Origin of the sequence: Synechocystis sp. PCC 7509 (assembly GCF_000332075.2) — a bacterium.
GTDB lineage: Bacteria > Cyanobacteriota > Cyanobacteriia > Cyanobacteriales > Chroococcidiopsidaceae > Aliterella.
In genome coordinates this window covers 37,616-61,558 of record NZ_KI966370.1, presented here as the reverse complement: position 1 = coordinate 61,558, position 23,943 = coordinate 37,616, and the positions used below count along the sequence as shown (strand labels likewise).

The 23,943-nt window shown below is 44.4% G+C and carries 26 protein-coding genes; 18 read left to right on the top strand and 8 right to left on the bottom strand.

The annotated features are described in order from the left end of the window. Nucleotides 1-41: 41 nt before the first annotated feature. Complete coding sequence (locus SYN7509_RS0224605) at nucleotides 42-950, top strand: tyrosine-type recombinase/integrase (protein ID WP_028954602.1); 909 nt, start codon at nucleotides 42-44, stop codon at nucleotides 948-950. 59 nt (nucleotides 951-1,009) lie between these two features. Beyond that, nucleotides 1,010-2,302, top strand: a complete 1,293-nt coding sequence (locus SYN7509_RS27380) for a DUF4158 domain-containing protein (RefSeq protein ID WP_009630930.1) — start codon at nucleotides 1,010-1,012, stop codon at nucleotides 2,300-2,302. Nucleotides 2,303-2,422: 120 nt separating this feature from the next. On the opposite strand, the gene SYN7509_RS31150 is transcribed toward SYN7509_RS27380, so the two are convergent. Then, nucleotides 2,423-2,584 (bottom strand): type I restriction-modification system subunit M N-terminal domain-containing protein, encoded by a 162-nt coding sequence (locus SYN7509_RS31150; protein WP_227501601.1) that lies wholly within the window; start codon nucleotides 2,582-2,584, stop codon nucleotides 2,423-2,425. Nucleotides 2,585-2,918: 334 nt separating this feature from the next. Between SYN7509_RS31150 and SYN7509_RS0224595 the strand changes: the two genes are divergently transcribed. The 3 genes from SYN7509_RS0224595 to SYN7509_RS0224580 all read left to right on the top strand — a co-directional run bounded on the left by SYN7509_RS0224595 (nucleotide 2,919) and on the right by SYN7509_RS0224580 (nucleotide 5,426). Further along, nucleotides 2,919-3,734, top strand: coding sequence for a DUF4394 domain-containing protein (locus SYN7509_RS0224595; protein ID WP_028954608.1), 816 nt, complete (start codon nucleotides 2,919-2,921; stop codon nucleotides 3,732-3,734). Between the two features lie 349 nt (nucleotides 3,735-4,083). Beyond that, nucleotides 4,084-4,668 carry a sigma-70 family RNA polymerase sigma factor gene (locus SYN7509_RS0224585; RefSeq protein ID WP_028954607.1) on the top strand — a complete coding sequence of 195 codons (585 nt, stop codon included), beginning with the start codon at nucleotides 4,084-4,086 and terminating at the stop codon, nucleotides 4,666-4,668. A gap of 20 nt (nucleotides 4,669-4,688) precedes the next feature. Next, nucleotides 4,689-5,426: an anti-sigma factor gene (locus SYN7509_RS0224580; protein ID WP_028954606.1), complete on the top strand. Its 738-nt coding sequence runs from the start codon at nucleotides 4,689-4,691 to the stop codon at nucleotides 5,424-5,426. Nucleotides 5,427-5,653: 227 nt separating this feature from the next. On the opposite strand, the gene SYN7509_RS27375 is transcribed toward SYN7509_RS0224580, so the two are convergent. The 3 genes from SYN7509_RS27375 to SYN7509_RS0224565 form a co-directional block, all read right to left on the bottom strand. Next, nucleotides 5,654-6,475: a ferritin-like domain-containing protein gene (locus SYN7509_RS27375; protein ID WP_009630002.1), complete on the bottom strand. Its 822-nt coding sequence runs from the start codon at nucleotides 6,473-6,475 to the stop codon at nucleotides 5,654-5,656. A 64-nt stretch (nucleotides 6,476-6,539) separates the two neighbouring features. Further along, nucleotides 6,540-7,319: a ferritin-like domain-containing protein gene (locus SYN7509_RS0224570; RefSeq protein WP_202807382.1), complete on the bottom strand. Its 780-nt coding sequence runs from the start codon at nucleotides 7,317-7,319 to the stop codon at nucleotides 6,540-6,542. A 417-nt stretch (nucleotides 7,320-7,736) separates the two neighbouring features. Continuing rightward, nucleotides 7,737-8,678, bottom strand: coding sequence for a DUF4394 domain-containing protein (locus SYN7509_RS0224565; RefSeq protein WP_009630000.1), 942 nt, complete (start codon nucleotides 8,676-8,678; stop codon nucleotides 7,737-7,739). Between the two features lie 223 nt (nucleotides 8,679-8,901). On the opposite strand from SYN7509_RS0224565, the gene SYN7509_RS0224560 reads away from it, so the two are divergent. Further along, on the top strand, nucleotides 8,902-9,546 hold the full coding sequence (locus SYN7509_RS0224560; RefSeq protein ID WP_009629999.1) for a nucleotide-binding protein: 645 nt from the start codon (nucleotides 8,902-8,904) through the stop codon (nucleotides 9,544-9,546). Next, nucleotides 9,543-9,872, top strand: coding sequence for a CopG family transcriptional regulator (locus tag SYN7509_RS0224555; RefSeq protein WP_009629998.1), 330 nt, complete (start codon nucleotides 9,543-9,545; stop codon nucleotides 9,870-9,872). The genes SYN7509_RS0224560 and SYN7509_RS0224555 overlap by 4 nt, the downstream gene beginning before the upstream one ends. Nucleotides 9,873-9,879: 7 nt before the next feature. Here SYN7509_RS0224555 and SYN7509_RS0224550 read toward each other — a convergent pair whose 3' ends face one another. The 4 genes from SYN7509_RS0224550 to SYN7509_RS31875 form a co-directional block, all read right to left on the bottom strand. After that, nucleotides 9,880-10,173, bottom strand: a complete 294-nt coding sequence (locus SYN7509_RS0224550) for a Txe/YoeB family addiction module toxin (RefSeq protein WP_038022679.1) — start codon at nucleotides 10,171-10,173, stop codon at nucleotides 9,880-9,882. A 7-nt stretch (nucleotides 10,174-10,180) separates the two neighbouring features. Then, entirely contained in the window at nucleotides 10,181-10,483 is a 303-nt protein-coding gene (locus SYN7509_RS0224545) for a type II toxin-antitoxin system Phd/YefM family antitoxin (RefSeq protein WP_009629996.1), read from the bottom strand. Between the two features lie 816 nt (nucleotides 10,484-11,299). After that, a protein-coding gene (locus SYN7509_RS29495) for an IS1 family transposase (RefSeq protein WP_148297933.1) occupies nucleotides 11,300-12,129 on the bottom strand; the annotation gives its coding sequence in 2 pieces (ribosomal slippage) (nucleotides 11,300-11,785 and nucleotides 11,788-12,129; 828 coding nt in all). Nucleotides 12,130-12,189: 60 nt separating this feature from the next. Next, nucleotides 12,190-12,288, bottom strand: coding sequence for an IS1 family transposase (locus tag SYN7509_RS31875; protein ID WP_084610838.1), 99 nt, complete (start codon nucleotides 12,286-12,288; stop codon nucleotides 12,190-12,192). A 423-nt stretch (nucleotides 12,289-12,711) separates the two neighbouring features. Between SYN7509_RS31875 and SYN7509_RS0224535 the strand changes: the two genes are divergently transcribed. The 11 genes from SYN7509_RS0224535 to SYN7509_RS0224485 all read left to right on the top strand — a co-directional run bounded on the left by SYN7509_RS0224535 (nucleotide 12,712) and on the right by SYN7509_RS0224485 (nucleotide 23,941). Continuing rightward, nucleotides 12,712-13,845 (top strand): cupin-like domain-containing protein, encoded by a 1,134-nt coding sequence (locus tag SYN7509_RS0224535; protein WP_009630933.1) that lies wholly within the window; start codon nucleotides 12,712-12,714, stop codon nucleotides 13,843-13,845. 59 nt (nucleotides 13,846-13,904) lie between these two features. Further along, nucleotides 13,905-14,336: an MAPEG family protein gene (locus SYN7509_RS0224530; RefSeq protein WP_009630934.1), complete on the top strand. Its 432-nt coding sequence runs from the start codon at nucleotides 13,905-13,907 to the stop codon at nucleotides 14,334-14,336. Between the two features lie 42 nt (nucleotides 14,337-14,378). Continuing rightward, nucleotides 14,379-15,065, top strand: coding sequence for a hypothetical protein (locus SYN7509_RS0224525; protein ID WP_009630935.1), 687 nt, complete (start codon nucleotides 14,379-14,381; stop codon nucleotides 15,063-15,065). A gap of 264 nt (nucleotides 15,066-15,329) precedes the next feature. Further along, nucleotides 15,330-16,169: a ThiF family adenylyltransferase gene (locus SYN7509_RS0224520; RefSeq protein ID WP_009630936.1), complete on the top strand. Its 840-nt coding sequence runs from the start codon at nucleotides 15,330-15,332 to the stop codon at nucleotides 16,167-16,169. Continuing rightward, nucleotides 16,166-17,452 (top strand): beta-eliminating lyase-related protein, encoded by a 1,287-nt coding sequence (locus tag SYN7509_RS0224515; RefSeq protein ID WP_009630937.1) that lies wholly within the window; start codon nucleotides 16,166-16,168, stop codon nucleotides 17,450-17,452. Before SYN7509_RS0224520 ends, SYN7509_RS0224515 begins: the two co-directional genes overlap by 4 nt. Before the next feature lie 47 nt (nucleotides 17,453-17,499). Continuing rightward, a complete protein-coding gene (locus SYN7509_RS0224510; RefSeq protein WP_009630938.1) occupies nucleotides 17,500-18,192 on the top strand; it encodes a glutathione S-transferase C-terminal domain-containing protein in 693 nt (230 codons plus the stop codon). 116 nt (nucleotides 18,193-18,308) lie between these two features. After that, nucleotides 18,309-19,076, top strand: a complete 768-nt coding sequence (locus SYN7509_RS0224505) for a hypothetical protein (RefSeq protein ID WP_009630939.1) — start codon at nucleotides 18,309-18,311, stop codon at nucleotides 19,074-19,076. 261 nt (nucleotides 19,077-19,337) lie between these two features. Next, complete coding sequence (locus SYN7509_RS0224500) at nucleotides 19,338-20,342, top strand: adenine nucleotide alpha hydrolase family protein (RefSeq protein WP_192819859.1); 1,005 nt, start codon at nucleotides 19,338-19,340, stop codon at nucleotides 20,340-20,342. Continuing rightward, entirely contained in the window at nucleotides 20,342-21,082 is a 741-nt protein-coding gene (locus tag SYN7509_RS0224495) for a hypothetical protein (protein WP_009630941.1), read from the top strand. Before SYN7509_RS0224500 ends, SYN7509_RS0224495 begins: the two co-directional genes overlap by 1 nt. Before the next feature lie 77 nt (nucleotides 21,083-21,159). After that, nucleotides 21,160-21,990 carry a dienelactone hydrolase family protein gene (locus SYN7509_RS27370; protein ID WP_009630942.1) on the top strand — a complete coding sequence of 277 codons (831 nt, stop codon included), beginning with the start codon at nucleotides 21,160-21,162 and terminating at the stop codon, nucleotides 21,988-21,990. Between the two features lie 340 nt (nucleotides 21,991-22,330). Next, nucleotides 22,331-23,941 carry a 2-isopropylmalate synthase gene (locus SYN7509_RS0224485; protein WP_009630943.1) on the top strand — a complete coding sequence of 537 codons (1,611 nt, stop codon included), beginning with the start codon at nucleotides 22,331-22,333 and terminating at the stop codon, nucleotides 23,939-23,941. The last annotated feature ends 2 nt before the right edge of the window (nucleotides 23,942-23,943 follow it).

Here is a 23,943-nt window from a genome sequence, read left to right as displayed (position 1 = left end):
GAAAGTATTATTCAACTTTACTAGGTAAACTAACTGATAAATTGTCTATCCCACTAGCTACAGTCGCTACTGAATTCTTGGAGCGTCCAGGACTCGCTCGAAGCACCGTTCAATCCTACGAACTAAGTCTCATGCCGCTACTGGGAGAATACGGCAGTTATCCAATTGAAATCTTGAGCCGTAGGGCATTAGCCGATTACCTCGACAGCTTACCCCATCTAGCTTACACGACTCATCAACGACATCAAGCAATCTTACAAGCTCTATTCAACTTCGCCGTAGAGCAAGGTTACTTGAAAGTTAACCCTATCACCCGACTTCAACGACGCAAACCCAACCCTGAAAGGGGAGAGCATTTTTCAGATCGAGTGATTCGGTATCTATCCCTATCCCAAATCACCACACTTTACCAAGTAATCGACCGTCACAGTCGGATGAAAGCTCTGGTGTACTTGCTGCATCGCACTGGTGCCAGAATTGCCGAGGTCTTAGCACTAAACTTATCAGACCTCAATCTAAAGATGCGCAAATTTCAGGTGATTGGGAAAGGTAATAAAATCCGGTGGTGTTTCTACAGTGAAGATGCAGCAACAGCATTAGAGAAATATCTAAAATACTACCGTCACCCAGAATCGGATGCCCTATTTACTGCCCAAAAACCCGTAACCAAATTAGTTACCCGCCTGAGTTATCGAACAGCACATCGAGACTGGACAAACTTGATTGAGAGCGCACCAGAACTCGATGGGATTAGGATGCACGATCTCAGGCACACCTTTGCCACCGAACGAGTTGGCTTAATGGGCATCGAGGAGCTACGTGCTTTGATGGGACATACTAACATTGCGACCACATTACGCTACCAAAAAGTTACTTCCGAACGAGCCGAGATTGTCGCTCAAGCAGCTTTAGATCGATTGCTACAAGGAGCAGAAAATAGTCAAATTTAGTTGTTAATAAATTTACTTAAAATACTGTTTGATTGGTATCTGTCATAAATTGACAGAGTATGGCTTATACTCTGCCTTGGACAACTGAGCAAAAGCCAGATCGATCTGGAATTCCCAACGGCTTTATGACCGCTATCGAACGCACGGCTTATCCTCGATTCAAATCTCAGGCAACCGTCAAGGAACTGACTGAACTTTATACTCCATCAGCATCGGAGCTAGCATTTGCCCAAACACAGGTTAAAAGTAAACGCGGGCTGCTGCGCTTGTTAGTGATGCTCAAATCATTCCAGAGGTTGGGTTATTTCCCACCGTCGGAAGCAGTCCCACCAACGGTTGCCCTTCCTATTCGGTCTTGTTTGAATCTCAGTGCCAATGTCTGTGCCATCCCGCCCGAACGTTCGCGCTACTACTATGCTGAGGCAATTCGGGCTTACTTGGGCGTTAATCCATACGACCGTAAGGCTCAAACTGCCATTGCTACGGTTATCTCGCAAGCGGCTGAGGTGATGGAGTATCCTGCTGATTTAATCAATGTCGCAGTCGAAGAATTGGTCAAAGAAAGGTATGAATTACCAGCTTTTAGTACCTTAGATCGTTTAGTCGGTCATATTCGTACCGTTGTTAATAACCGCCTGTTTGGTCGGGTCGCTACCGCTATGACTTCTGCCCAGCAAGCATTTGTAGATGATTTGGTAGCTACTTTACCCGAATCAGGATTAACCTTCAGTTTATTGAGATCGCCACCAAAAAGTGCGCGCCTGTCTCACGTTCAAGCATTACAAACTAAATTCGAGCAGATGCTCACCTGTGGGGATGTTCGCCAGTTGCTCGTTACCATCGCACCCGCTAAAGTTAAATCTTTTGCAGCTCAAGCCAAAGCCTTGTCTCTGACGGACTTGCGGGAGTTGAAACTAACCAAACGTCGCGCTCTATTAGTTTGTCTGCTTTATCGCGTCCAAGTTAAAACTCGTGACCATTTGGTGGAAATGTTTCTCAAGCGAGTGCAGAAAATGCACTCCTGCGCCAAAGACAAGCTAGTAGAGTTACGCGAGCAACATTTAGCTCAGACGGAATCGATGCTGGGAGTCCTAGCTGAAATTTTACAGACATCAGCAGGAGAAAGCGATACAGCGCTCTTGGGCGAGCGAGTCCAGTCTGGTTTTTTTTGTAAGAACCCTCGGAAAGGGGGATTAGTAAAAAAAGAGGTTTGGTGTTACCTCCTTGTAATTCTTCCTAGCAAAGCTTTTCACTTGCAAAATACATCTCAAAAACTCTACTTTTTGAGACTCACCTATATTGTGTCTTTTTTCATGTCTCAAAAGGCAATTCTTAAATGCTTTAAGGAGTAATGAGACTCTCCCAAACCTATAGCTCTCATTGGTTATGCGCTAACTCCAGAGTAAAGTCCCATTCTAGGTTAAAATCCCTAATCACCCTTTTCGAGGGTTTATACAAATAACCCCAAACTATTAATCCTCAGAGTCAGTAAGATTTTTAAAATTCGACCAGCAACAACACTGCTGCTCAACAGAGAAAATTGGCTCGCTGACAGGTCTATTTAGCTGTTGCGCTTTGCGCTCCTTGGTCAGTTCCAAGTCATCTAAGCGCTTAATAAATAGTAAGTAGGAAATTTGCTCAATTACTCAAAGGGGGTTACTAAGTCCGTTATTCCTAAAGGTAGTCTAAAGCCGATTGACCTTGGACTTCATTTCACCTGTAATCATTCACCTCCTGGGTGAAACTCTCTGTATACGCGATCGCTTATCAGCCAAGCGCATAACTTTCTGTACGGTTGCTCATTTCGCCCATGCAGCTACTAGGAAAAAATATCAAAGATTTTTTAGAGATAGTGCATCCAATTTGGAGTTAGTCACGTACTAGAGTCATTCAAGCCAATTGAACGCGCTGATTAATCAGTAGCAGTAACTCACTTATCACTAAAAAAACAAGTCCATTGGAGGGCGAATGAAACTTAATCAGTTGACTAAAATCGCGGTAGCAATATCTTTGTCGGCTTGTCTACAGACTTTTATTGGTACTCCAGCTAAGAGTGCAGAAATGTACAAAATAATTGGGTTAACTAGCAATAATACCCTAGTAAAGTATGGTTCTAATTCTAATTCTCGTTCGCGTCGTCCTAACCAGACTATCAATATTACCAAATTAGATGGAAATGTTTTAGGCATAGATTACCGCCCTGCTAACGGGATGCTTTATGCCCTTACAGATACAGACAAGATATATACAATTAATTGTGACAACGGCGTTGCTACTTTTGTTAGTAATTTATCAGTCAGCTTTAGTGGTGGATTTCAATCGGGTGTAGATTTCAACCCAGTTGTCGATCGTCTACGAGTAGTAGCAAGTAACGGTCAGAACTATAGAATTAATGTTGATACAGGAATGGTTACTGTCGATACACTTCTCAACTACGACCCGGCTCAAGACTTAGGTGTTACCGCTTCTGCATATATTAATTCTAGAAAAGGAGCTACTGCCACTATGCTTTTTAATCTAGACTATGATTCTGATGCCTTAGTAAGCCAAGCTCCTCCTAACGAGGGTAAATTGACTGCTGTAGGGTTGTTAGGATTCAACCTACCTCCAGTAGCAGGATTTGATGTTGTTACTAATAATAAAGGAGAGAATGTTGGATTTATTGCGGCTGGCAAATCTTTGTATACAGTAGATTTATCAACCGGAGCAGCTAAAATGATGGGCAACTTGCGGGAAGGTAATTTAATTGGAGTTGCTGTTTCTCTTACTTCTGATAAGAAATAGCCATATTTAAAACTAAACAAAAACCCTGTTAAACATAGCAGTGGGGTAGTACCTAGCATTCGCTTTAGTATTTGAGAGTGCATAAAATACTTTAGAAAATTGAGTCGAGGGTCTTATCTAAATTGAGTCGAGGGTCTTATCTAAAGAGATGACATTATCTCTTACGACTCCTGGCTCAGTAGGGAATTGAGCCAGGAACGGGAATCGAATCATAAGTTTTACAAAATAAATTGTTTGCTTAAAATCAGCATCCTTTAAAAAATAGTAAAGAATTTTCATTTGTTTATCTTGAGTTATAGGAGATTAATCATACAATCAACTCCTAAAGCACTTTTCTTTACTAGGTAAAATGCCTTCTGAGCAACCCACCAATAGCGATCGCTTATCTGGACAGACAGATATTGAACTATACCTAGCACTGAAATCTGGTCGGGATGATGCTTTCGGCATTATTTACGACCGTCATGCTGGATTAGTTTATGGGATAGCCCTCAAAATTCTTGGCAATTCTCAAGAGGCAGAAGACTTAACCCAGGATGTTTTTCTCAGTATTGCTAGCTCGTCCTCCTACGAACCAACTAGAGGGTCGCTAAGAACGTTTCTAGCAATTTTGACCCGCTCGCGAGCTATTGACCGAGTGCGTTCGCGCAACAACACCCGTAAGGTTCTCGGACAATGGCAAGATAACCAGCAACAAACTGCTACGGATGCTCCTTTTGAACAAGTATCCCGCAGCGAACAGTCTCAAGAGGTAAGAGATGCGCTCGCCCAATTATCCGACCCTCAGCAGCAAATTCTTCAGATGGCTTATTATGATGGTCTGAGCCAATCAGAAATTGCCAAGCAACTGCAAATTCCTCTCGGTACAGTGAAAGCTAGAGCTAGGCGAGGTCTGCTCAAATTGCGTCAAACCCTCAGAGATTACGTTGGATAATACTACCTATGGTTTAGTCGATGCTTTCAGAACAGTTACAGTTATTAGTTGCTGGGTACGTCCTCGGCGATCTTAGTTCCGAAGAAGCAGAGGAGTTTGAGCAACTTCTAGCAACTAATTCGGCAATTGCCCAAGAAGTAGCACAAATGCAACAAGTATTGGAGACATCTTACGCCCCCCCAGAAGTGAGTCCGCCAAGTCATTTGCGCTTGGCAATTATGGAAGCACATCAAGCTATTCCAAGAAATAGCCCCCGCCCGGTCACGAAGTTAGCCCGTCCGTTTTTATCTGTTTGGACAATAGGGGCAGCCGCCGCCGTGCTGATAGTTGCTTTGGGCATTAGCAACTATCATTTGTGGCGAAGTTTACAGGTTATCCAAGCCCAAAGCCGACAGGATGAATTTTTGACTTACTCGCTGCGAGCAAAAAATGCAAGTCTCTCGTCAGCTACCGTAGCAGTGAACCCCAATAAGTTAGAAGCTACATTGAACGTTGAGAATTTACCCCCGTTGCCATCAGGTAAAGTTTACGTGCTATGGACAGTGTTAAAGCCAGGTGCGCCCTTCACAACGGACAACAAAAACGCAATTTTGACAGAAGTATTCAAGGTTGATGCTCAGGGGAATGTTTCTAAGCAGATTACCGTTCCTAAAGCCTATCGTACCGAAGACGTAGTTACAGCCATTGCTGTAACTATGGAAGATGCTGCGGCTCCTGCTAAACACGCAGGAGCGCCAATCTTGATCGTAAGATTGTGAGACTTAACGTAAGTTTCTGTTCTATTCCTGATACTGTTAGCGAACTTCACAATTCACCGGAGAGAAGAAGCGTAGTGAAATGAAACCAGCAAACACTTCAAACAAGAAAAAATATTAATACCTCTCTTACAGTGTTTCAGGCATTTTTAATAGCAAGACAAATAAATAAACCACCCCGCCCTGGTGGGCGAGGAGGGGATAGTTCAGGACTACCTAAATTTTGAGCATTACCACAATGCTCTAACTGGACGAGTCATATTACTCCTATTAGTAGAGGGCTGGCTTGTTGTCAGAATAGGAGCTACCAGTGCTAGTACCTCATCTCTTGTAGCATAACCATCGAAGGCATCCAAGTTGAATGGAATAGGCGAATTACTGCGGTTCTCTTGATAAATTACTTCATTTGCATCTCTAATCCAGGGTCGCACATTAGCGCCAAGGAGGCTTTGACGTAGACTGCGGATGCCCGCAGCATGACGAGCTTCTACGCTATGAATTGCTAAAGCAGCAGCCAATACAGGTTTACCCGCTTCCCCCGCCGCTAACAAGTTCTGCACTTGCCCTTTATAAGCAGCTACTCCTAAATCCTCAACATACTGCCCTGCTAGGAGAAAATCTTGGGGATTAGCAAAAGGATCTCGTTTCAAGATAGCGCTGTAATTGGGGTTAGCGGGAATAGCAATTGCTTCTGGGTCGCCTCCTAGAGAGGATAGTACGGCAGAAAGATCAGTTACGTGCTGGGCTTCATCTGCGCCATAGGCTGTGATTGCATCTTTAGCTATTTGTGGGGCATTTGCTAAACCACCGCTTTGAGCCGCAGCGATCGCTTTCGTATAAAAATCACTTTCTAGCTTTTCTAAAGTTAGGGCATATTCCACAACTTGCCTAGGTGTCAGTACCGCGCTTTGAGCATAAGCGGATGGAATTGAAGTAGCAAATACTAATAGTAGTAATAATGGCAAAATTAGTAATTTGCTCCAGGGGTGGATAACTCGCTGCAAATAGCCGCCAAAAGTGAGTGTGATAAAGTTGGAGAGAGGTTTTTGCATAGTTTTAATCGTTTGCTTCGCCGCTAAGTTTAAAAGAAATTTTCAAGTTTACTTGCTTGTTGAATTAAGCAACAAGCGCCCCGTTGATGGGATTGTTTAATATTTTCAAAGAGCCGACAATCTCCACAATTTGTTTAGGCGTGTACAACTCATCGTAAGCACGTCCTTTAACGGGATTAAGTGAGGCGAACAAGTCAGCATCATTGACCGAGCGCTCGCTATCAAGTTCCGTAGTTGAACGCCCCAATAACGCTCGCACGCCTGCGGTGTGACGAGCTTCCACAGATACAATTGAACCAGCAGCTAGAAGATAAGTTGGATTTGTTAGGCTTGTACCCGCGCCATTGTAAGCGTGTACACCCGCATCCTCCAAGGCGACAGCCATATTGAGTATAGTGTTGCGGTCGGTCATTACGGCAGCTAACCCAGGACTATTAAAGCTCAAGTCTGAGGTTTTAAATAGGACATCTTTGCCTAAAACTTGCCGCAAGAACTTGACATGAGCAGTTTCCTGAGCGCCTAAAGCTCTCATGTATTCGAGTTCTTTGCTATTACTAATCTTTCTAGACTTCACAACGCCTGCATAAAATGCGGCTTCTAGTTCTTCTAGTAGTAAAGCAAAGTTGAGGATACCAATGTCATCAGCATTAAACGTCAAAGTTCTAATCCTGCTTCTGGGCTGTGCCGTTACTACTGTTGGTACGGTAGTTAATGCTAATGTGCCAAGACTAACAAGACCCCATTTGAGCAGATTACGCCGAGAGGTGGAAGATAACTTCCCTTCGTTCATTTTGATGTCTCCTAAAAAATTACTTATTCGTTGGGTTACCTGTTGGTACTTCACAATGGTTTGTCTAGTGCAAGGGATTTGTTCACCCCAATCGCACTTTGTTTTAGTTGCTTTGTTGTTGAGCTAAAAGGGTGGTATTTATCCTCAAATGCTTGCTGTGCAGAATTTATAAACTACAAAACTCGAAAAAGGTACACGGTTCGTCTCATCCTAAGCTAGGTTAACTAGGTCAGAAATCCGTAATTTTACTTGCTTACGTTCAGTCAACTAATTTCAAGCCGTAATTTTACAGTGGAGCTATTCTTTACACGTAAGTAGCACTTTTTACAGCTATCTCGGCTCAATCCCTTTTTGCAACACAACAAAAAAATATACAACATCAAAAAACGGCTATGTTCTTCAGTAAAGGCATAGCCGTCACCAGAAAGTTGATAGCTGATACTTATTACCTATTGACCGTACTAGCTTTAACTAAGCCTTAACATGATGCTGCTTGCGCTTCAATAGAGAAAATGTGCCTAACGCACCCAGAGCCAGCGAACCCAAGATAGAAGAAGGTTCAGGTACAGGTTTAGCTGCAAGACCAATCAAATTGGAGCCAGCACCTCCACCAATTTGACCTAGTGAGGTAGCAGCACCAGTATTCAAATCAATTGAGTATAAAGAAGCGGCTCTAGTGTCGTCACTAGGCGAACCGAAGGCAGCGTAGGCAGTATTTACACCATCAAGGGGAGAAAAAATATCAAATCCTCCAACGGAGCCGAAATCAACGCCAAGGGAGCCTACGGTTGCTAACCCACCTTCGTTGGGTGGGTTTTGTAAAGCCAATACATCAAGATTAGAGTCAATCCCAAACAATTGAGTTGTCCGGGGAGCTACACTTGCAGGTGGTCCCGCAAAGCTGTTGAGGTAGGCAGCAGCAGTAATAGTCGGGCTAGTACCAGCGTTAGGATCTGAGGCAGTATAGGCTAAGGTTCCGTCAACAGTAGTTGCACCATTATCTACATTAATCCGAAAATTTTGCTCGTTAGTGCCATTGACTCGCAGACGGTCGGCGGCGGGATTGAAATCCACTCCTGAGAAGCCGCCAGCTGTAAATGGAGTATCGAGGGTACTTACACGAGTAGCAACACCAGTTTGGGGATTAATGGTGAAAAGATTATTATCATTGGCAACACCGTATAGCTGACCATTGGCTGGACGATAGTCGATGCCGATTAAAGTACCCACTAGATCGGAGCCAGTTACTCTTACACTACTGGTAAAGCTAGGCGAATCCGAGTCAAAACTAACTAGAGTATTATCTTCAGTTAAGCCAAGTAGACTAACAGCTTGAGCCTGGGTGTTAACGAATACACTAAGAGCGGATACACCTATTGCAGTAACGATTAAACTAAGTTTAGTTGAGTTCATTGCAGGAATTACCGAGTGTTGATTAAGTAGAATTATTGCTGCTATTCATTAGTCAGCAAGTCCAACGGGTTTGGACTAAATCTATTACGTCACCGAGCGCTAAATGGATGCCTTATTCTAAAAAGTTTTTTATATGGGCGATCTCCGAGATTATCTACAACTATTGATTACTTACTGCATTACTGCAATAATGCAGTAAGTAAAGCATTACCCAATTAATCAAATGGGGACTGTAATAGGATTTGTCAATGAAAAAGGGGGTTCGGGGAAGTCCACTTCTGCCGTCCATTTTGCTTGCTGGCTAAGAGCGCAAGGCGCGACCGTTCTACTGGTGGACGCTGATACGCAAGTTAGTAGCTCCGAGTGGTTAAAGTCAATGGATAACTCTCTCCCCTATCAAGTGTTAATCCAACCAGACGATTTACTAGAATCCCTGCCGGATTTAGCAACGGGCTGTGAATACCTGGTAGTCGATGGTCCTGCGGGTTTATCGGAAGCAACTCGTGCAATTTTGTTTCGCACCGATCTAGCTATAGTGCCGTGTCAGCCTACGGGTCTAGACTTGCGTTCGGCTTCTAACGCCGTGCGACTGATCCGCCAAGCGCAATCAGTACGCTCTGGTCCGCCCAAGGCTGCCTTGTTTTTGAACCGAGCTATAAAAGGGACGAAGCTCAAGGAAGAAGCCTTGCAACTATTGAGCAACTTTCCCGAACTGCGCCTGCTGCATACCGTAATTCACCAAAAGCAGGCGATCGCGGATGCCAGTGGTCAAGGGACAACAGTTTGGGATTTACCTGGGCGACCTGCGGCGGAGTCTGCCAGGGAATACCAACGTTTGTTTAAAGAGATTTTGGGGCTGCTGCCATGAGTACCAAAAAGCCAAGAAAGTCATTGCAGGATACCCTAGCAAGTCAATTTGTTTATGGTAGTCAGGAGCAACCAGAAGAAAATGCGGCTTTGGCGGCTGAAGAAGTGCCAGTACCGCCGGAACCTGTAAAACCAAAACCATCAAAGGAAACCGATTTAATGTCTAAGCTCCAGACCCCAGCCAAAGAACCAACAGTGCGCTTCACCGTAGACCTAGCGGAATCGATGCACCGGAAGCTGACCATGCTGGCGGCAAAAACTGGCAGGAAGAAAGCTGATATAGTGCGCTTATTACTGGATGAGGCACTGACAGATGTTGATGAATAATCATCGGTCAGTCGTAATGATACCGAGCTTGTAGAAAATTTATCCGGTCGTGCGTGACTGTATATACAACTCGATGCTCTAAGTCAATGCGGCGCGACCAGGTATCAGCATCTAGGTACTTAAGTGGTTCCGGCTTCCCAATTCCAGTAAAGGGGTCAAGTAATATAGCCTGAACTAGGTCTAGTACCTTATACGCTTTTTGAAGGTCATGTTTATACCACCAGCCCAGGTCTTCCCTAAATTCTTCCTCAAATACTGGGACACGATGAGTAGTTTTCTCAAGCTCTGTTTGAGAGGTCAAGGGATGCTTATTGCTCTGCTTTTTCTTGCTTGCCAATCCCTAACTCCTCGCACAATTGGTCAACGGACATTGGCTCTGTTGTACGGGCTTTGGAGCGCTCTAATGCACTTAATAGCCGAGCAGCATTCTTAGGCGAACGTAGCAGATAAGCTGTCTCAAGAAGGCTGGAAAGTTCCGATTCTGCTATCAGTGCAACATTCCCGCGATCTCGACGCTTTATTACGATTACTTCTTTATCATCAACAACCTGGTCAAGAAGGCTTGCAAGGTTGTTGCGAGCTTCTGTGTATGTAGTCTCCGAAGTCAGCATAAGAATTATGTACAGCTTTTCTGTACATAATTATAGCAACAGATGGGGGTTGGTGTGAATTTCACCCCAAATCAACACGCAGAAGGAGCGCTAACATTCGATCTGTTAGGCAAGGCTACTTGCCTAACCTAGATCCTGGGCGATCGCAAATCACCCGCCTACCTGTAACGACCCGATATTATAATCGCTTCGACCCGAAATCATCGCGTTTTTGAGACCACATTAAATGAGAACAAAAGGGTGATTGAGACCACATTAAGTAAGAATAGAACCACATTAATTGAAACCAGACCGAAATCATAAATTTCAGACCAGATTAAATGAGCAATGTTGCATTTAAGTAGAAATAATTGAGTGATTCAAATTGATGAACCTGCGGTTAGCTCTTGTCATCTGTTGGTACGCAGGCATAACCAACTATCATCGCTTAGAGTAAATAAACTCGTTTTCATCAATCATATTTTGCAATTGATATAATTACTAAGTTTCTTGCCCTAGAGAATGACAGATTGTCATTTTGCTGCGACTTTCCCCACAGCAGTAAAGAAAACGAACATTTTCTTTACTGCTTTTCCTCCCACTTTTTATTCTCAGTTAATGTGGTCTGAGATTTATGATTTCGGTCTGTTATCGTTTAATGTGGTTCTATTCTCTGTTAATGCGGTCTCAACCACCTGCTTATTCTCGTTTAATGTGGTCTCAAAAACCCGATGATTTCGGGTCGGAGCGATTATGATTTCGGGTCGCTACAGATAGGTATATTCCTGGATAAATGTGCGGCGACAACATAACGGATTAAGACACTGGGGTGATGCATCAAATTAATGTGGGATAGGTAGCAATATCATGCCAACTCCACGCTCTCGTTGCTAATCCGGCTCGTTGTGCAGCAGTTGTTTTGAATCGGCTATGCTGCCAAATCCAGTTGAAGTAACTCACCACTAATCGAGTTGTCACTTTTGTCTGTTCCCACACCTTACCAAACTTGTTCTGTCGTCGATGCCATCTTCCGGTTTGTTGTCGCACAGTACCATTAGTACGTTCTAATCGCTGCGTTTTGTCTTTGCCAATGTAGTGGTGAATTTCAGGAGGTAGAACTCGCTCATACCCGCCCCAAGCATCACTGTTAAATTGCTTGCAATTTGTTTTTCCCTCGGTGTTGAGGACTAACTGACCAATCAGTTCATCAGTGTGTTTGCCAACTCGCGCCGCCAGAATTAAGCCACTTGAATCGGCAAGACTCAGACCGATCCAACAATCCCCGACTTCTAGTTCTTGAGCGCAACACTGTTTCTGTTTTTTGAGACAAATGACCACATCTCATCGGCACTTACCTCCTCTGTTTGTACAGCTTGGACTTCGGCATTGTGAACCAATTGGGCTTTTTGACTGGCAGCGCGAACAATACTCACAACTGTGTTGTAGGCAAGCCCAGTTGTTCTACTAATCCCTCGTAAACTACTGCCCTCACTATGTGCTTGCAACACTTGGCGAATTTGTTCAGGACTAATATGTCGACGATAGTACAAACTGTCGAAGGATTCCGAGAACGTTTGATGGCAAGCGGGACACAGGTAACGTTGATGTCCGTTCGGCATCTTGCCATGTTTATGGGCTTTAATGTGACCACACAGAGGACAATCCATAGAGATGCTTCGAGTTTAAAACCACCCTGTCACTATATCATCCCACATTGAATTGACGCACTACCGACACTGGTAACGCTGCTTTTTTTGTGCTGTTTTCCCATGTCTGACTACGTTGATACTGCTACAATTCGGGCAGGGAACTGGCTCTAAAACCATTACTGAACTCTCATATTAGATACTTTATCTGATTGCAGCATAATTTCGCAGCTATATCAACACGTCTGAACCATTACCCCTTCTTAAGATCTCAAATGCGTTCTATAAAATCAGTTTGTTAAGATTTTTTGCGAAAGCTGACCTTTTTCTGAAAGCAAGGTATTATTTCAGTGTGCCTACGTAATTAGAAGCTCAAGATCGTTAAGTTTGCAGGCTCCCTTGAATCTGCTTCATATTCCAGTGTGCCTACGTAATTAGAAGCTCAAGATCGTTAAGTTTGCAGGCTCCCTTGAATCTGCTTCATATTCCAGTGTGCTTACGTAATTAGAAGCTCAAGATCGTTAAGTTTGCAGTTTGCAGACACGCCCTAGGTTAGCTTCTTCGCTTGTCATGTTTTTTTGATGTAAGTGATACAGAGGAGTTATGGTAGTTAGCATTGCACAATATCCACAAACATTTCCGACGATCGATATTAGTTCGTCACCAAAGGTCGACAGGATCACGCGGCTAAAGTATTGGTCACATTTTCTATACCGTTACTACTTTGTAGGTCGCGCCCAACATGGTCCTTATGGACCGCCTTGGTGTGCGGAAAAAACGCAGAGAATTGAAGATACCATCAAGTCCCAATCTATCTCTTACGGGGACGCACCGACGCTGCCAGTTCCTGAGCTGACGATTGATGATATTTCTGCTGAAGAATTTCACGAAGTGTATCTCAAACCTAATACTCCAGTTGTTTTTCGGAAGATGGCAAAACACTGGGAAGCTTTACAGACATGGACACCGGAGTTTTTTGAAGCCAATTATGGTCACGAACTAGTCTCCACACGTGTTCGCGCTAACCAACTCAACGAAGAGGCGTACCGTTATGTAGATATACCATTGTCCGAGGTAGTGGAGAATATCCAAAACGGTGGAACGTATTATCCTGGTCACACGGAGGATCTGTTTAATAAAAATCCTACGCTACGCAATGCGCTTGATCTCGAAACCCTAGGGAAATATCTGAGTACCAGAGATAAGCGAATCATGTCAACTCAGATGTTTCTGTCTGGAGGAGGGGTGCGCTCAGGGTGGCATGCCACAGGAGGACCAAACCTGTTTACGATGGTATATGGGCGTAAGGAATGGACATTGGTGCATCCCCAACATTCCATGTGGATGCATCCAATCACACGCAAGGATATGTTTTATACCGCCACTATGCTTGATTGGAAGAAGAGCAATGATGAGATTGAGACAGATGGTTATCCCTTGTATCGTTACATCCCTAAATTCACTGTAACCTTAGAACCCGGAGATGTCCTGTTTTCTCCTCACTGGTGGTGGCACTGCGTGAATACTCCTGAACCATCGATTGGAATTGCCTCCCGAGCTATCAACAAGCTAGTCATGGGTCATGATTTATTCTCACTCATGTGGATCACCTCAAGTCGATTTCGCAAAACTGTTCTAACATGCCTTAAAGATGGATGGGGTTCGGACGCAGCTTCTGGGGCAAAACTTGCCTTCGAGTTCGATCAGGCAGAATTTATTAGAAGGATATCTGTCTAGAACTGCGCTTAAGGTAGTGTAGGGACTACTAGATAACAGTAATCTCCATTCACGGAACTATGAAAACCGCTATTGACTGGTATTCGTTGTGCGTCATAGCACTGTTTTTGAAAATGTTTGCGATTTCAGCTTATCAAGGTTTTTATCGCCTTAGCAGACGTACATTTATGAACCCTGAGGACGCTCAAGTATTCAATAAGCCGCCTGCCGAGGCGGAAGTGCCACAAGTCCAACGTGCGGCCAAAGCTTGGCTGAATGACTTGGAGAACATTCCCATATTTCTTGGTCTCGGAATAGCCTATGTGCTGGTTGGAGCATCGCCTAAGGCAGCAACCTGGCTGTTTTCTACTTTTACAGTCGCGCGGATTCTTCATACGTTAACTTACCTGCTCGGCTTGCAGCCTTGGCGAACTATTGCGTATGCGGTGGGAATCCTTTGTTTACTGGGGATGAGTTGGAACATAGGTGCAGTTTTATATGGGTTAGGCTAGACCAGCCAGATCCATAGTCAATATGATGTTAGGTGCAAGTGTATGAATATCAAAGAATACGGCTTTGTTAGCATGGAATTGCTCGACAAGAAGAAGCAGGTGAATAGACTCGCATACAACAATGCCTATGAGTTTTGGCAACAGGAATGGATTACAGCCATCAACGACCTCAGCTTGGAGGGTCTGTCTGTCAATATTTCGGATAAATTCATTAGTGCTGATGAGATTCTGGTGTTGCGAGAGGGTCAAAATATTGCTGCTCTTGCACTGATTAATCACATAGATCTTAACTTTGCTGCTTACAGGGACATCTCGTATTTGAAGACGCTGCCCGATGAAGCGATGGCGTTTATCTTCAACAATGGGTTCAAGACGATCATGACATCTTCTTACAACATAGTAGGCAGGCATTATCGGCGAGCCATGGTAGGGGGGCTGTTTCTTTCTGTGGCTTTACCGGGCGCGGCAATTGCCCTATACGAGAAGCGACCAGAATTCGATCTGCTTATGGGGATGCCTTTGATAGCCTCTGGAAACCACCGTACATTGGCTCGACTAGGAATGAAGGATATGCCCGGGGGACTGATCACAATCCACAACGTCAAAGCTCAATTTGTGTATATGACCCGCGATGATGTCTGTTTTGGCAAAGACTTCGGTAAGTACGATAAAGGTATTAGGTCTTTATTTCCCGATAGTGCATTACCAGTTGCATTATTAATGAATTAATTAGTTAAGTTCAGAGCGGTTTTCATACCTTATGGCACAAATTACTTTCAAAAGTAGATGAAAATATGGGTCATAGAATGAGTAGAAGAATATGCAATTGTGTTGGTGCAGAGCAGCAGAAGTTTTCAACTACTTTCTAAAAACAAAAGGAAAGAGATAGAGGAATCTGATCTGGTCAATTATTTGCTGTCATCTTTTACTAAAAGCACAAATGTGCGAATTTAGCACCTGTAATGAATAGAATCATATACTTGGCATACGGCAATGACTCTCTCAATTAGTTCACAAGACCATTTTCTGAATCGAAGTATACCTCTGCTCACTAGCGCAGGCGTTGAGTATTTAGCCTCCCGAAAACTTGTTGTTGCTGGATGTGGTGGTGTTGGAGGCGCGATGGCATTAACTATGTGTCGCATGGGAATCGGCTCTTTCCATTTGGCAGATCCGGCTATTTTCGATCCACCAGATATGAATCGGCAGTGGGGCGCGCTCGGTTCGACTATGGACAGAAATAAGGCAGAGGTTTATCGAGACTTAATTTTGGACATAAACCCTGATGCTCAAGTTCAAGTATTTACCGAAGGTCTTACCAATGATAATCAGGATGAATTTCTGCAAGGTACCGATATTCTTGTGGACTGCTTGGATGCCGGGGTACCTTATGAATTAAGAGAAACTATGCATCAGAAGGCACGCGATCTAGGAGTATTTAGCGTAGTCGCCCCAATTTTGGGATTTGGCTGCTTTGCTTTGTGTTCTTCACCACTAGGCATGAGTATGGAATTTTGGACACGTACTTTTCGTAACGCCAAGCAATCCACCGCACTACCTAGCATTTTCAAAGAATGGTTTATGCCTGAGCAGATTGATATTATAGGGCAGAGTCTAAAAATTGGGAAGATTCCCACCCTCGCAGTAGGTCCAGCTATTGCTAGTTCCCTACTGGCTACTGAGTGTATCGCGCACCTTCTAGACGGTATAATACCTGGTTCTAGAAAACCGATTGTGTTGCCCAAAGGAATGTTCTTCGATTTATTTCGGATGAGCTATCAAATTATTGATGTTAGCGAGATTCGGACACAGTTTGAAGGAGAACAGCAATGAATCTGACTGAGGCTCGTTCTCATAGGATGCAAGTTTTGGAACTGGCTGGGCATAATCTCGATATTATTCCAAGTGAGAAGATTACGCTGGATCTTCAGAGCGATAGCCTCATGCACAAGTCCCTTCCCCCAGTAGGTTACGGGTCTGAATTCCACCAAGAGCGATGTCACAGCAACATCAGTGTTGAGGATATCTTCAGCCGATACTTTGGTTTTCCTTATGTTATGGCTGTTTCTCAAGGTAGGCTGGCCGAAGCAATTTTAAGTCATGCTACGATCCGAAATGGTCATTATATTCCTGGTAGCTCCCTCTTTCCTACTACTAAAGTTCATCAAGAACGAAACGGTGCAACACCTGTAGAAGTCATGAGCGCTGAGTCTTTGGACGTAGCTAGCCCATATCCATTTAAGGGAAATATTGATATTGCGGCTCTTGAGCAAGTAATTCAAACTTACCATCCCCGCTGGATTCCCTACATTTGTGTTGAACCCTGTAACAACGCTGTCGGCGGACATCCTATATCGCTAGAGAATATGCGAGCCGTTGCCGATTTAGCCCATCATTACCACATCCCCGTATATTTAGATGCCTGCCGGATTATTGATAATGCATATCTGATTCAGGAGCGAGAAGATCAATATCGAAACACTCCGGTAGGTGAGATTATTCGTGAATTCTGCTCTTATGCAGATGGTTGTACAATGAGCGCAACCAAAGATTTTCCGACTTCAATAGGTGGATTTTTTGCTACCCGAGATCCAGAACTATTTTATCGCTGCGTAGATCAAGTTGCGCTTTTAGGTAGTGGCTTGAGTCATGTTGCTAAGGAGAATCTCGCCTATGCAATGAACAATATGGATGATGTTTTTGAGCGAGTACGCAAACGAATGAATATTGTAAAGAAACTACATGATGCTCTCCAAGCTCATCCTGTAGTGGCTCGACCCGCCGGGGGGCATGCTATATTTCTCAATGCCAGTACACAGAATCTAGGAATTCCGCATCAACTACACCCGGAACAGGCTTTCCTTCATCGACTATTTAGCGACTATGGTATTCGCGGCTCTGTAAATCATAGCTCCCCAGCGCAGATAGCCAATAATATCAGCTTTGTTCGTTTTGCTCTACCCATTATGGGATTAAGTGTAGAAGAAATCGCAAAAGCCGCTGATGATATTTCAGCCGTTCTCGCGGACAAAGATAGTATCCAAGGGCTTGAGATCGTCAAAAAATACCCAGGCTTGACGGGATTCATGAGGTCGCATTATCGACCTGTGACATAAAGTCGGTTGGCAGTGCTTAGAAAGAAAATATTGGAGGATGCTCTCAAATGATCGATCTCTATTTCTGGCCGACCCCTAATGGTTATAAACCCCTTATTTTTCTCGAAGAAAGTACACTTGCATACCAAATCCAACCTATAAATATTATGCGAGGGGAGCAATTTAAACCAAATTTTTTGGTGATCGCGCTCAATAATCGCATACCTGCTATCGTTGATAGCGCTCCTGCTGATGGAGATGAACCCCTAGCCTTATTTGAATCTGGTAGCATACTTATCTATTTAGCAGAGAAAACCGATCAGTTTTTATCGTCAGATTTACGCAATCGCCACCAAACAATTCAATGGCTAATGTGGCAAATGGGCGGGGTTGGCCCCATGATGGGGCAAGCAAATCATTTTATTCAGTACGCTCCAGAAGATATTCCCTATGGCAAAAAACGCTACGCGAATGAAGTGAAACGTTTGTTCGGAGTAATGGAAAAACAATTGAGCGAGCGAGACTATCTTACAGGTGATTACTCAATTGCTGATATGGCTTGCTATCCCTGGATCCAATTTTCAGATTTGATCGGCATTCCGCTTGCCGATTTTCCAAGAGTTGCAGAGTGGGTAGCCCGGATCGGCGAACGTCCAGCCGTAAAACGAGCCTATGAAGTAGGAGAACCTATTAAAGGCGAAGAACAGATGGATGACGAAGCACGTCACTTACTATTTGGTGTGAATCCGCAGAAGACTTAAGAAAGTTGAGCGAGAGTTAATGGAAGCGATCGCATTTGGCGAACCATCAACACGAAACGCAGTGGGTGCTAGCTAATACATACACAATTCGATAATAAAGATAGGAGAAAGATACTATGACGACATTAGAAAATACACAGGTCTATCAAAACGAATACCAAAGAAGATGCGAGCCAGCACGCAAGGAGTTTTCAGTGAGAAAGGTTGTAAGAGAGATATTTACAGAAAATATCGATCCTAAGCTTCTCAAACTCTTCATGATTCATTGGAGTGCCTTAAGCGCAGGTCTTACCGAACCAATCCCCAACTATTTGCAGCGCGCAGGTCAGCGCTGTGAAGAAAAAGGCTTGAAGGAGATGGCAGAGTTTTTCTACGAACACGAAGAGGAAGAAGAAGGCCATGATAACTGGGCAACAGAAGATGTCAAAAAGCTCGTTGAAGCTTGGAATCGAGAAGAGCCTAACTTTCAGCTCGATTCAAAAGAGTTACTTAATGAGAAAATGAGTCCTGCCGTCAAACGCTATCATCAGTTACATGAACACGTTATCGAAGGGAATTCTCCATGGGATGAATTAGCAATTGATGTGGAGATCGAATTGATATCGACGACCTATGGACCTCTCCTTTTGAAAAACTGGATTGATTGCATGGGGCAAGACTCGTTACCAAGTATTAGCTTTCTTCATGAACACGTGCGTGCTGATGTTGGTCATACTGAAACGAACTTTGAAGTTGTCCACAAGCTTCTTGCTCAACATCCTGAGTATACAGATACCCTTGTGAAAACGGCGGGTGATGCTCTTAATTCATACGCAGACTTTCTTGACGATGCGCTTAACTATGCTAAGAAAGTTTACACTCGCGTTTCTGAGGTGAGGGCGTAGCAATCATTTCCCGTATTTGCTCTCGAACTAAGGCTCAGTTTGTGTTACTCCCTTCCTGCCAGCAGAATACCTATTGTATTTCCTTACAAAAGCCATAGGTTCAGCCATCTGGTAGCAGGTAATTTTAAGCCAGGAAGGGAGAATAAAAGTACAAGGAATTGACATATGACTAAGACATGTAAAAGATGCTTGTTAACCACACAAGTTGCAGGAGTCAGCTTCGATAACGATGGAGTATGTAACCTGTGCAGAGAGTGGGAGATGCAAACAGAAGATAGACAGAAGCAAGAAAGCGATCGTGCTGCACTACGAGGCGATTTAGAAGAAACACTACGAAATCCATCGTTACAGGGCGAATACGACTGCATCTTGTCGTTTAGCGGGGGCAAAGATAGCTGCTACTTGCTATACAAACTTGTCAAGGAATACAAACTGCGGGTTCTAGCCTACACAAGTGATTTTGATATTCCTCCGAATACCTGGGACAATATCCACCGTACAGTGCGGCATCTAAATGTCGACCATCACGTGGAGACTCCGTCTAAAGATATCTATAAGCGATTCATTCGCTATCTTTTGTGCAACCAAAATAAGCGTGGAGCCGTGCATACAGTTTGCTATTTTTGGTTAGATATCCGAGAGGGAGACATTCTTCGCTTGGCTATGGAGAAGAACATCCCGCTGATTTTGACAGGATATTCTCCAGGTCAACCTGACCCTGAGCGGATGCTTTACGAGATGCCTCAAGAACGAATATCAAAAGCAGATTGGACTCCTCACGAATTATTTGACAACGGTTTATTCAATGATTCTGAGCGGTCTTTATTCTGGAATCCCTATCGCTACGCTCACGGTGCAAAATTCCCGCGAATTATCGCACCTTTTCATGTTTGGGACTATAACCAAGAAGAGGTTATGGAACGTGTTGTGGAACTGGGTTTGGCAAAGAATCGCTGGTATGTGAATCCCGTTTTGAGCAACTTTACTTTGAATTGGCTCTTAATTTATTCCGATCTCAAAAACTTGGGCTATAACCCCTATAAGCCGGAGTTTTCCCAGTTGATTCGCGAAGGAAAAGCTCAACGCTCAGTCTGGCGAGTCCTCTTTTTTCTCATGGATTTTATGGCGCAAAAAAAAGTCTTCTTGGGTCGGCATATTGAGCGATCGCTACAGTGGCTGGACTTGCAGCCTGATGAGCTTCGCATACAAGACAACAAAACTGTTCGGGTTGAAAAATCGATGGCTGGTAGTAAAGAGAGAACCTGATGACAACGAAACTTCTTCATTCAATGGCAACGATTCCACTCATTGTAGCGGGTGTAGTAACAAGCACTAGCTTTGTCAATGCAGCAACAATTGGTAGCAGTATTAACTTTTCTGGCTATGTTTTTGGTAGTTCTACTCAGTTTGATTATGTTGACTCCTCTACTTTTCCTGTAATATCTAATCCTAATGTAGATGGCAGTTTCCAAGTTCTTGATGCTAGCGGCTCTTTTAGCCCTGCGCTTACATTCCCTTCACAACTTGGAACAATTCGCGATGTCCACCAAGGAAGCTCCTCTGGATTAATTATGCAATCAGGTCCGTTGTTTAACGGCTCGGATAACCCGAATTTTTATGTGCCAAACTTTCTGAGCCTTACTACTTCTAACTCCGTTAACTTCACATTTCAGTTAGAAACCATTAATCGAGTTGCTGAAATCGATCCTAACTCCGATCCCTTGGATCCTTCGATTCTTAAGATCTCATCTCGGCTTACGGGGACACTAACTGATTTGGAAACTAATGAGGTTCAAATCGCAGTAGGAAGTTTTATTCCCAACATTCCTCCAGGGATTAAGTTAAGTCAATTCACTCCCGACAACTTCCTTGGTCCAGTTCCTTACAACGGCTCGCTGCAAGTTGTGCCTGAGCCGACAACAAATGCTGGCTTGGCTTTGTTTAGTGTTTTTTGTGTAGGCTATGCGGTCAACAAGCGCAAGAAGCTTAAGAAGCTACCTAGGTAAAGCTTCCAGACTCAAAAAGTTAAGAGATCTAGCTTCTGACGAGACTTAAACAATTTCTCAACTAAAACAAAGTGACTATGTTACAAGATTTGTCCGATTTTGAGCAGCTTGAACTAACTTTTGAAAATGAGACCCGCAGCGTTTTTCGCAAGGGTAAGGGACCAGGCGTGATTGTCATGCACGAGGTTCCAGGTCTTCACCCAGGTGTTATTCGTCTAGCCAACGCCCTATGCGACGCTGGCTTAACAGTTTGGCTGCCTTCATTGTTTGGTAAGCCCAGTAAAGAGGTAAATGCCTATTACATCGCCGCGTCTTTAATTCGTGGTTGTGTTATGCATGAGTTTACTGTATTAGCAACTTCCAAAAACAGTCCCGTGACATCTTGGTTACGATGTTTAGCTAGACACGCCCATACTGAATGCGGCGGTCCAGGAGTCGGGGCAATCGGTATGTGCATAACTGGAGGATTTGCCTTGGCTATGATGGTAGAAGAAGCTGTTTTAGCACCTGTAGTTTGCAATCCGTCGCTTCCTTTTGCTCTAACACCGGATCGTAAACGGGATCTCGGTATTGATGAGGATACGCTTTTCCAAGCGAAAAAGAGAAGTGCGGAACAAGGCATCTGTGTCCTCGGCCTGCGATTCACCGCCGATATTTTCGTACCAAATGAGCGTTTTCATCGGCTCTATGAGGAATTTGGCACTAACTTTCAGGCTATCGAAATCGATTCGTCCCGAGGCAATTGTCATGGGATTAATCAATTTGCACATTCGGTATTAGGCGTGCATCATGTTGATGAACCAAACCATCCGACTGTAGTGGCCGAGTCTCAGACTGTTGCTTTCATTAAGGATCGCCTGATGCAGGACGGTCATAGCTTAGATCCGAAATCAGGTGGACAGGAGTGACCCAATTTTATGTAATTATCACACGGAACTCTGGCGATACGGTTTAGAAAAATTTTATTTGTTGTTGGATAAATTCCAGCCTTGGTGGGGAAGCGGTGGTCGACCTGTGGGGTGAACGGCAGACAATAGTCAACTCTTCTGATTACTCATAAGGTATGAGTCAAATGTAACGTTCACTGTACAGTGCGAAGCAAGCTATTTATACCCAACGTCCCGAAAAGCTTAAAAGAGCATAGGCGTAAATATATGGAAATTGAAACAAATACTAAGTAGTAGTGCAAGATGTCTAATTTATGTACAGCCCGGTTTTATATGAGTTTTCTGCTTGAGCAAAATAACCATGACTGACAAATTGATAATTTTTGATACCACTTTACGCGATGGAGAGCAGAGTCCCGGTGCCTCTATGACCCGCGAGGAAAAAATACGCATCGCCAAAGCACTTGAGCGCATGGGAGTAGATGTCATAGAAGCGGGATTTCCCATCGCGAGCATTGGTGACTTCGATGCTGTAAAGGCAGTCGCTACAGTGGTGAAGAATAGCACTGTCTGCGGATTGGCGCGGGCGCTGAACCGTGACATCGACACGGCTGCGGAGGCACTTAAGCCTGCCAGTTCCAGGCGCATTCATACATTCATCGCGACTTCTCCCATCCACATGAAAATGAAGCTACGCATGGAACCGGAGCAAGTCATTGAGCAAGCAGTGGCGGCAGTTAAGCGCGCGCGGCGTTATACCGATGATGTCGAGTTCTCTGCGGAGGATGCAGGACGTTCCGACATCGACTTTCTTTGCCGCATCATTGAATCTGCAATCGCCGCTGGTGCTACCACGGTAAATATTCCCGACACGGTTGGCTATAATCTCCCTAATCAATTCGGTAGCTTGATCAAGACTCTCATCGAGCGCATCCCAAACAGCGACAAGGCTGTCTTTTCCGTACATTGCCATAACGACTTAGGTCTTGCGGTTGGAAATTCGCTCTCCGGAGTGTTAAGTGGTGCCAGGCAGGTTGAATGCACGGTCAATGGTCTCGGCGAGCGCGCTGGTAACGCGGCACTTGAAGAGATCGTAATGGCGGTGCGCACACGCCGAGATGTCTTCCCTTGCGACGTTAGACTCGACACGACGCAGATAGTATACTGTTCACGACTGGTGTCCAATATCACCGGATTCCCCGTACAACCTAATAAAGCCATCGTTGGTGCCAATGCATTCGCGCACGAGTCGGGTATTCATCAAGATGGCGTACTCAAGAATCGCGAGACCTACGAGATAATGCGGGCTGAAGATGTCGGTTGGCATGCCAACCGCATAGTGCTTGGTAAGCACTCGGGACGCAATGCCTTCCGTACGCGCTTGCGTGAACTGGGCGTAGAGTTTAGTCGTGAGGAAGACCTAAATGAAGCCTTCAGGCGTTTTAAGGCTCTTGCCGACCGGAAGCACGAAATCTACGATGAAGATTTGCAAGCCCTAGTGACTGAAGCCGACCTCGCTGTCAGCAACGAGCGCGTGAAGTGGGTTTCTCTATGCGTTTATTCTGAGACTGGTGAAAGCCCCAAGTCCAAGATCACGTTGTGGATAAACGGTGAAGAGCGTTCGCATACGGCGGAGGGCAGCGGTCCGGTCGATGCGACGTTCAAGGCGATAGAAAGTATTGTCGATAGCGGTTGTACTTTACTGCTGTACTCAGTCAATGCGCTCACGACCGGCACTGATGCACTAGGCGAAGTTACCGTCCGCCTGGACAATGCTGGTCGTACTGTAAACGGGCAAGGAGTGGATACGGATGTCATCGCCGCATCCGCTAAAGCTTATATCAATGCCTTAAACAAAGTCATGAACCCAGTGGCTCGGTATCATCCGCAGTCTGAGGAAACTGCGACATATGTGGCAGTTAGGAAATTTCCTCTTGTATCGAATCTGTTAAAACTAAATTCAATCATTTAGGG

What these genes read in the sequence shown, in the direction of transcription:
- SYN7509_RS31875 (WP_084610838.1), bottom strand. Translation starts at nt 12,288, where the DNA reads ATGGTTTTAGAGCCAGTTCCCTGCCCGAATTGTAGCAGTATCAACGTA.
- SYN7509_RS0224595 (WP_028954608.1), top strand. Translation starts at nt 2,919, where the DNA reads ATGAAACTTAATCAGTTGACTAAAATCGCGGTAGCAATATCTTTGTCG.
- SYN7509_RS27370 (WP_009630942.1), top strand. Translation starts at nt 21,160, where the DNA reads ATGTTACAAGATTTGTCCGATTTTGAGCAGCTTGAACTAACTTTTGAA.
- SYN7509_RS0224525 (WP_009630935.1), top strand. Translation starts at nt 14,379, where the DNA reads ATGAATATCAAAGAATACGGCTTTGTTAGCATGGAATTGCTCGACAAG.
- SYN7509_RS0224565 (WP_009630000.1), bottom strand. Translation starts at nt 8,678, where the DNA reads ATGAACTCAACTAAACTTAGTTTAATCGTTACTGCAATAGGTGTATCC.
- SYN7509_RS0224515 (WP_009630937.1), top strand. Translation starts at nt 16,166, where the DNA reads ATGAATCTGACTGAGGCTCGTTCTCATAGGATGCAAGTTTTGGAACTG.
- SYN7509_RS27375 (WP_009630002.1), bottom strand. Translation starts at nt 6,475, where the DNA reads ATGCAAAAACCTCTCTCCAACTTTATCACACTCACTTTTGGCGGCTAT.
- SYN7509_RS0224495 (WP_009630941.1), top strand. Translation starts at nt 20,342, where the DNA reads ATGACAACGAAACTTCTTCATTCAATGGCAACGATTCCACTCATTGTA.
- SYN7509_RS0224545 (WP_009629996.1), bottom strand. Translation starts at nt 10,483, where the DNA reads ATGCTGACTTCGGAGACTACATACACAGAAGCTCGCAACAACCTTGCA.
- SYN7509_RS0224520 (WP_009630936.1), top strand. Translation starts at nt 15,330, where the DNA reads ATGACTCTCTCAATTAGTTCACAAGACCATTTTCTGAATCGAAGTATA.
- SYN7509_RS0224510 (WP_009630938.1), top strand. Translation starts at nt 17,500, where the DNA reads ATGATCGATCTCTATTTCTGGCCGACCCCTAATGGTTATAAACCCCTT.
- SYN7509_RS0224580 (WP_028954606.1), top strand. Translation starts at nt 4,689, where the DNA reads ATGCTTTCAGAACAGTTACAGTTATTAGTTGCTGGGTACGTCCTCGGC.
- SYN7509_RS0224500 (WP_192819859.1), top strand. Translation starts at nt 19,338, where the DNA reads ATGCAAACAGAAGATAGACAGAAGCAAGAAAGCGATCGTGCTGCACTA.
- SYN7509_RS0224485 (WP_009630943.1), top strand. Translation starts at nt 22,331, where the DNA reads ATGACTGACAAATTGATAATTTTTGATACCACTTTACGCGATGGAGAG.
- SYN7509_RS0224555 (WP_009629998.1), top strand. Translation starts at nt 9,543, where the DNA reads ATGAGTACCAAAAAGCCAAGAAAGTCATTGCAGGATACCCTAGCAAGT.
- SYN7509_RS0224530 (WP_009630934.1), top strand. Translation starts at nt 13,905, where the DNA reads ATGAAAACCGCTATTGACTGGTATTCGTTGTGCGTCATAGCACTGTTT.
- SYN7509_RS0224560 (WP_009629999.1), top strand. Translation starts at nt 8,902, where the DNA reads ATGGGGACTGTAATAGGATTTGTCAATGAAAAAGGGGGTTCGGGGAAG.
- SYN7509_RS0224535 (WP_009630933.1), top strand. Translation starts at nt 12,712, where the DNA reads ATGGTAGTTAGCATTGCACAATATCCACAAACATTTCCGACGATCGAT.
- SYN7509_RS0224585 (WP_028954607.1), top strand. Translation starts at nt 4,084, where the DNA reads ATGCCTTCTGAGCAACCCACCAATAGCGATCGCTTATCTGGACAGACA.
- SYN7509_RS0224505 (WP_009630939.1), top strand. Translation starts at nt 18,309, where the DNA reads ATGACGACATTAGAAAATACACAGGTCTATCAAAACGAATACCAAAGA.
- SYN7509_RS27380 (WP_009630930.1), top strand. Translation starts at nt 1,010, where the DNA reads ATGGCTTATACTCTGCCTTGGACAACTGAGCAAAAGCCAGATCGATCT.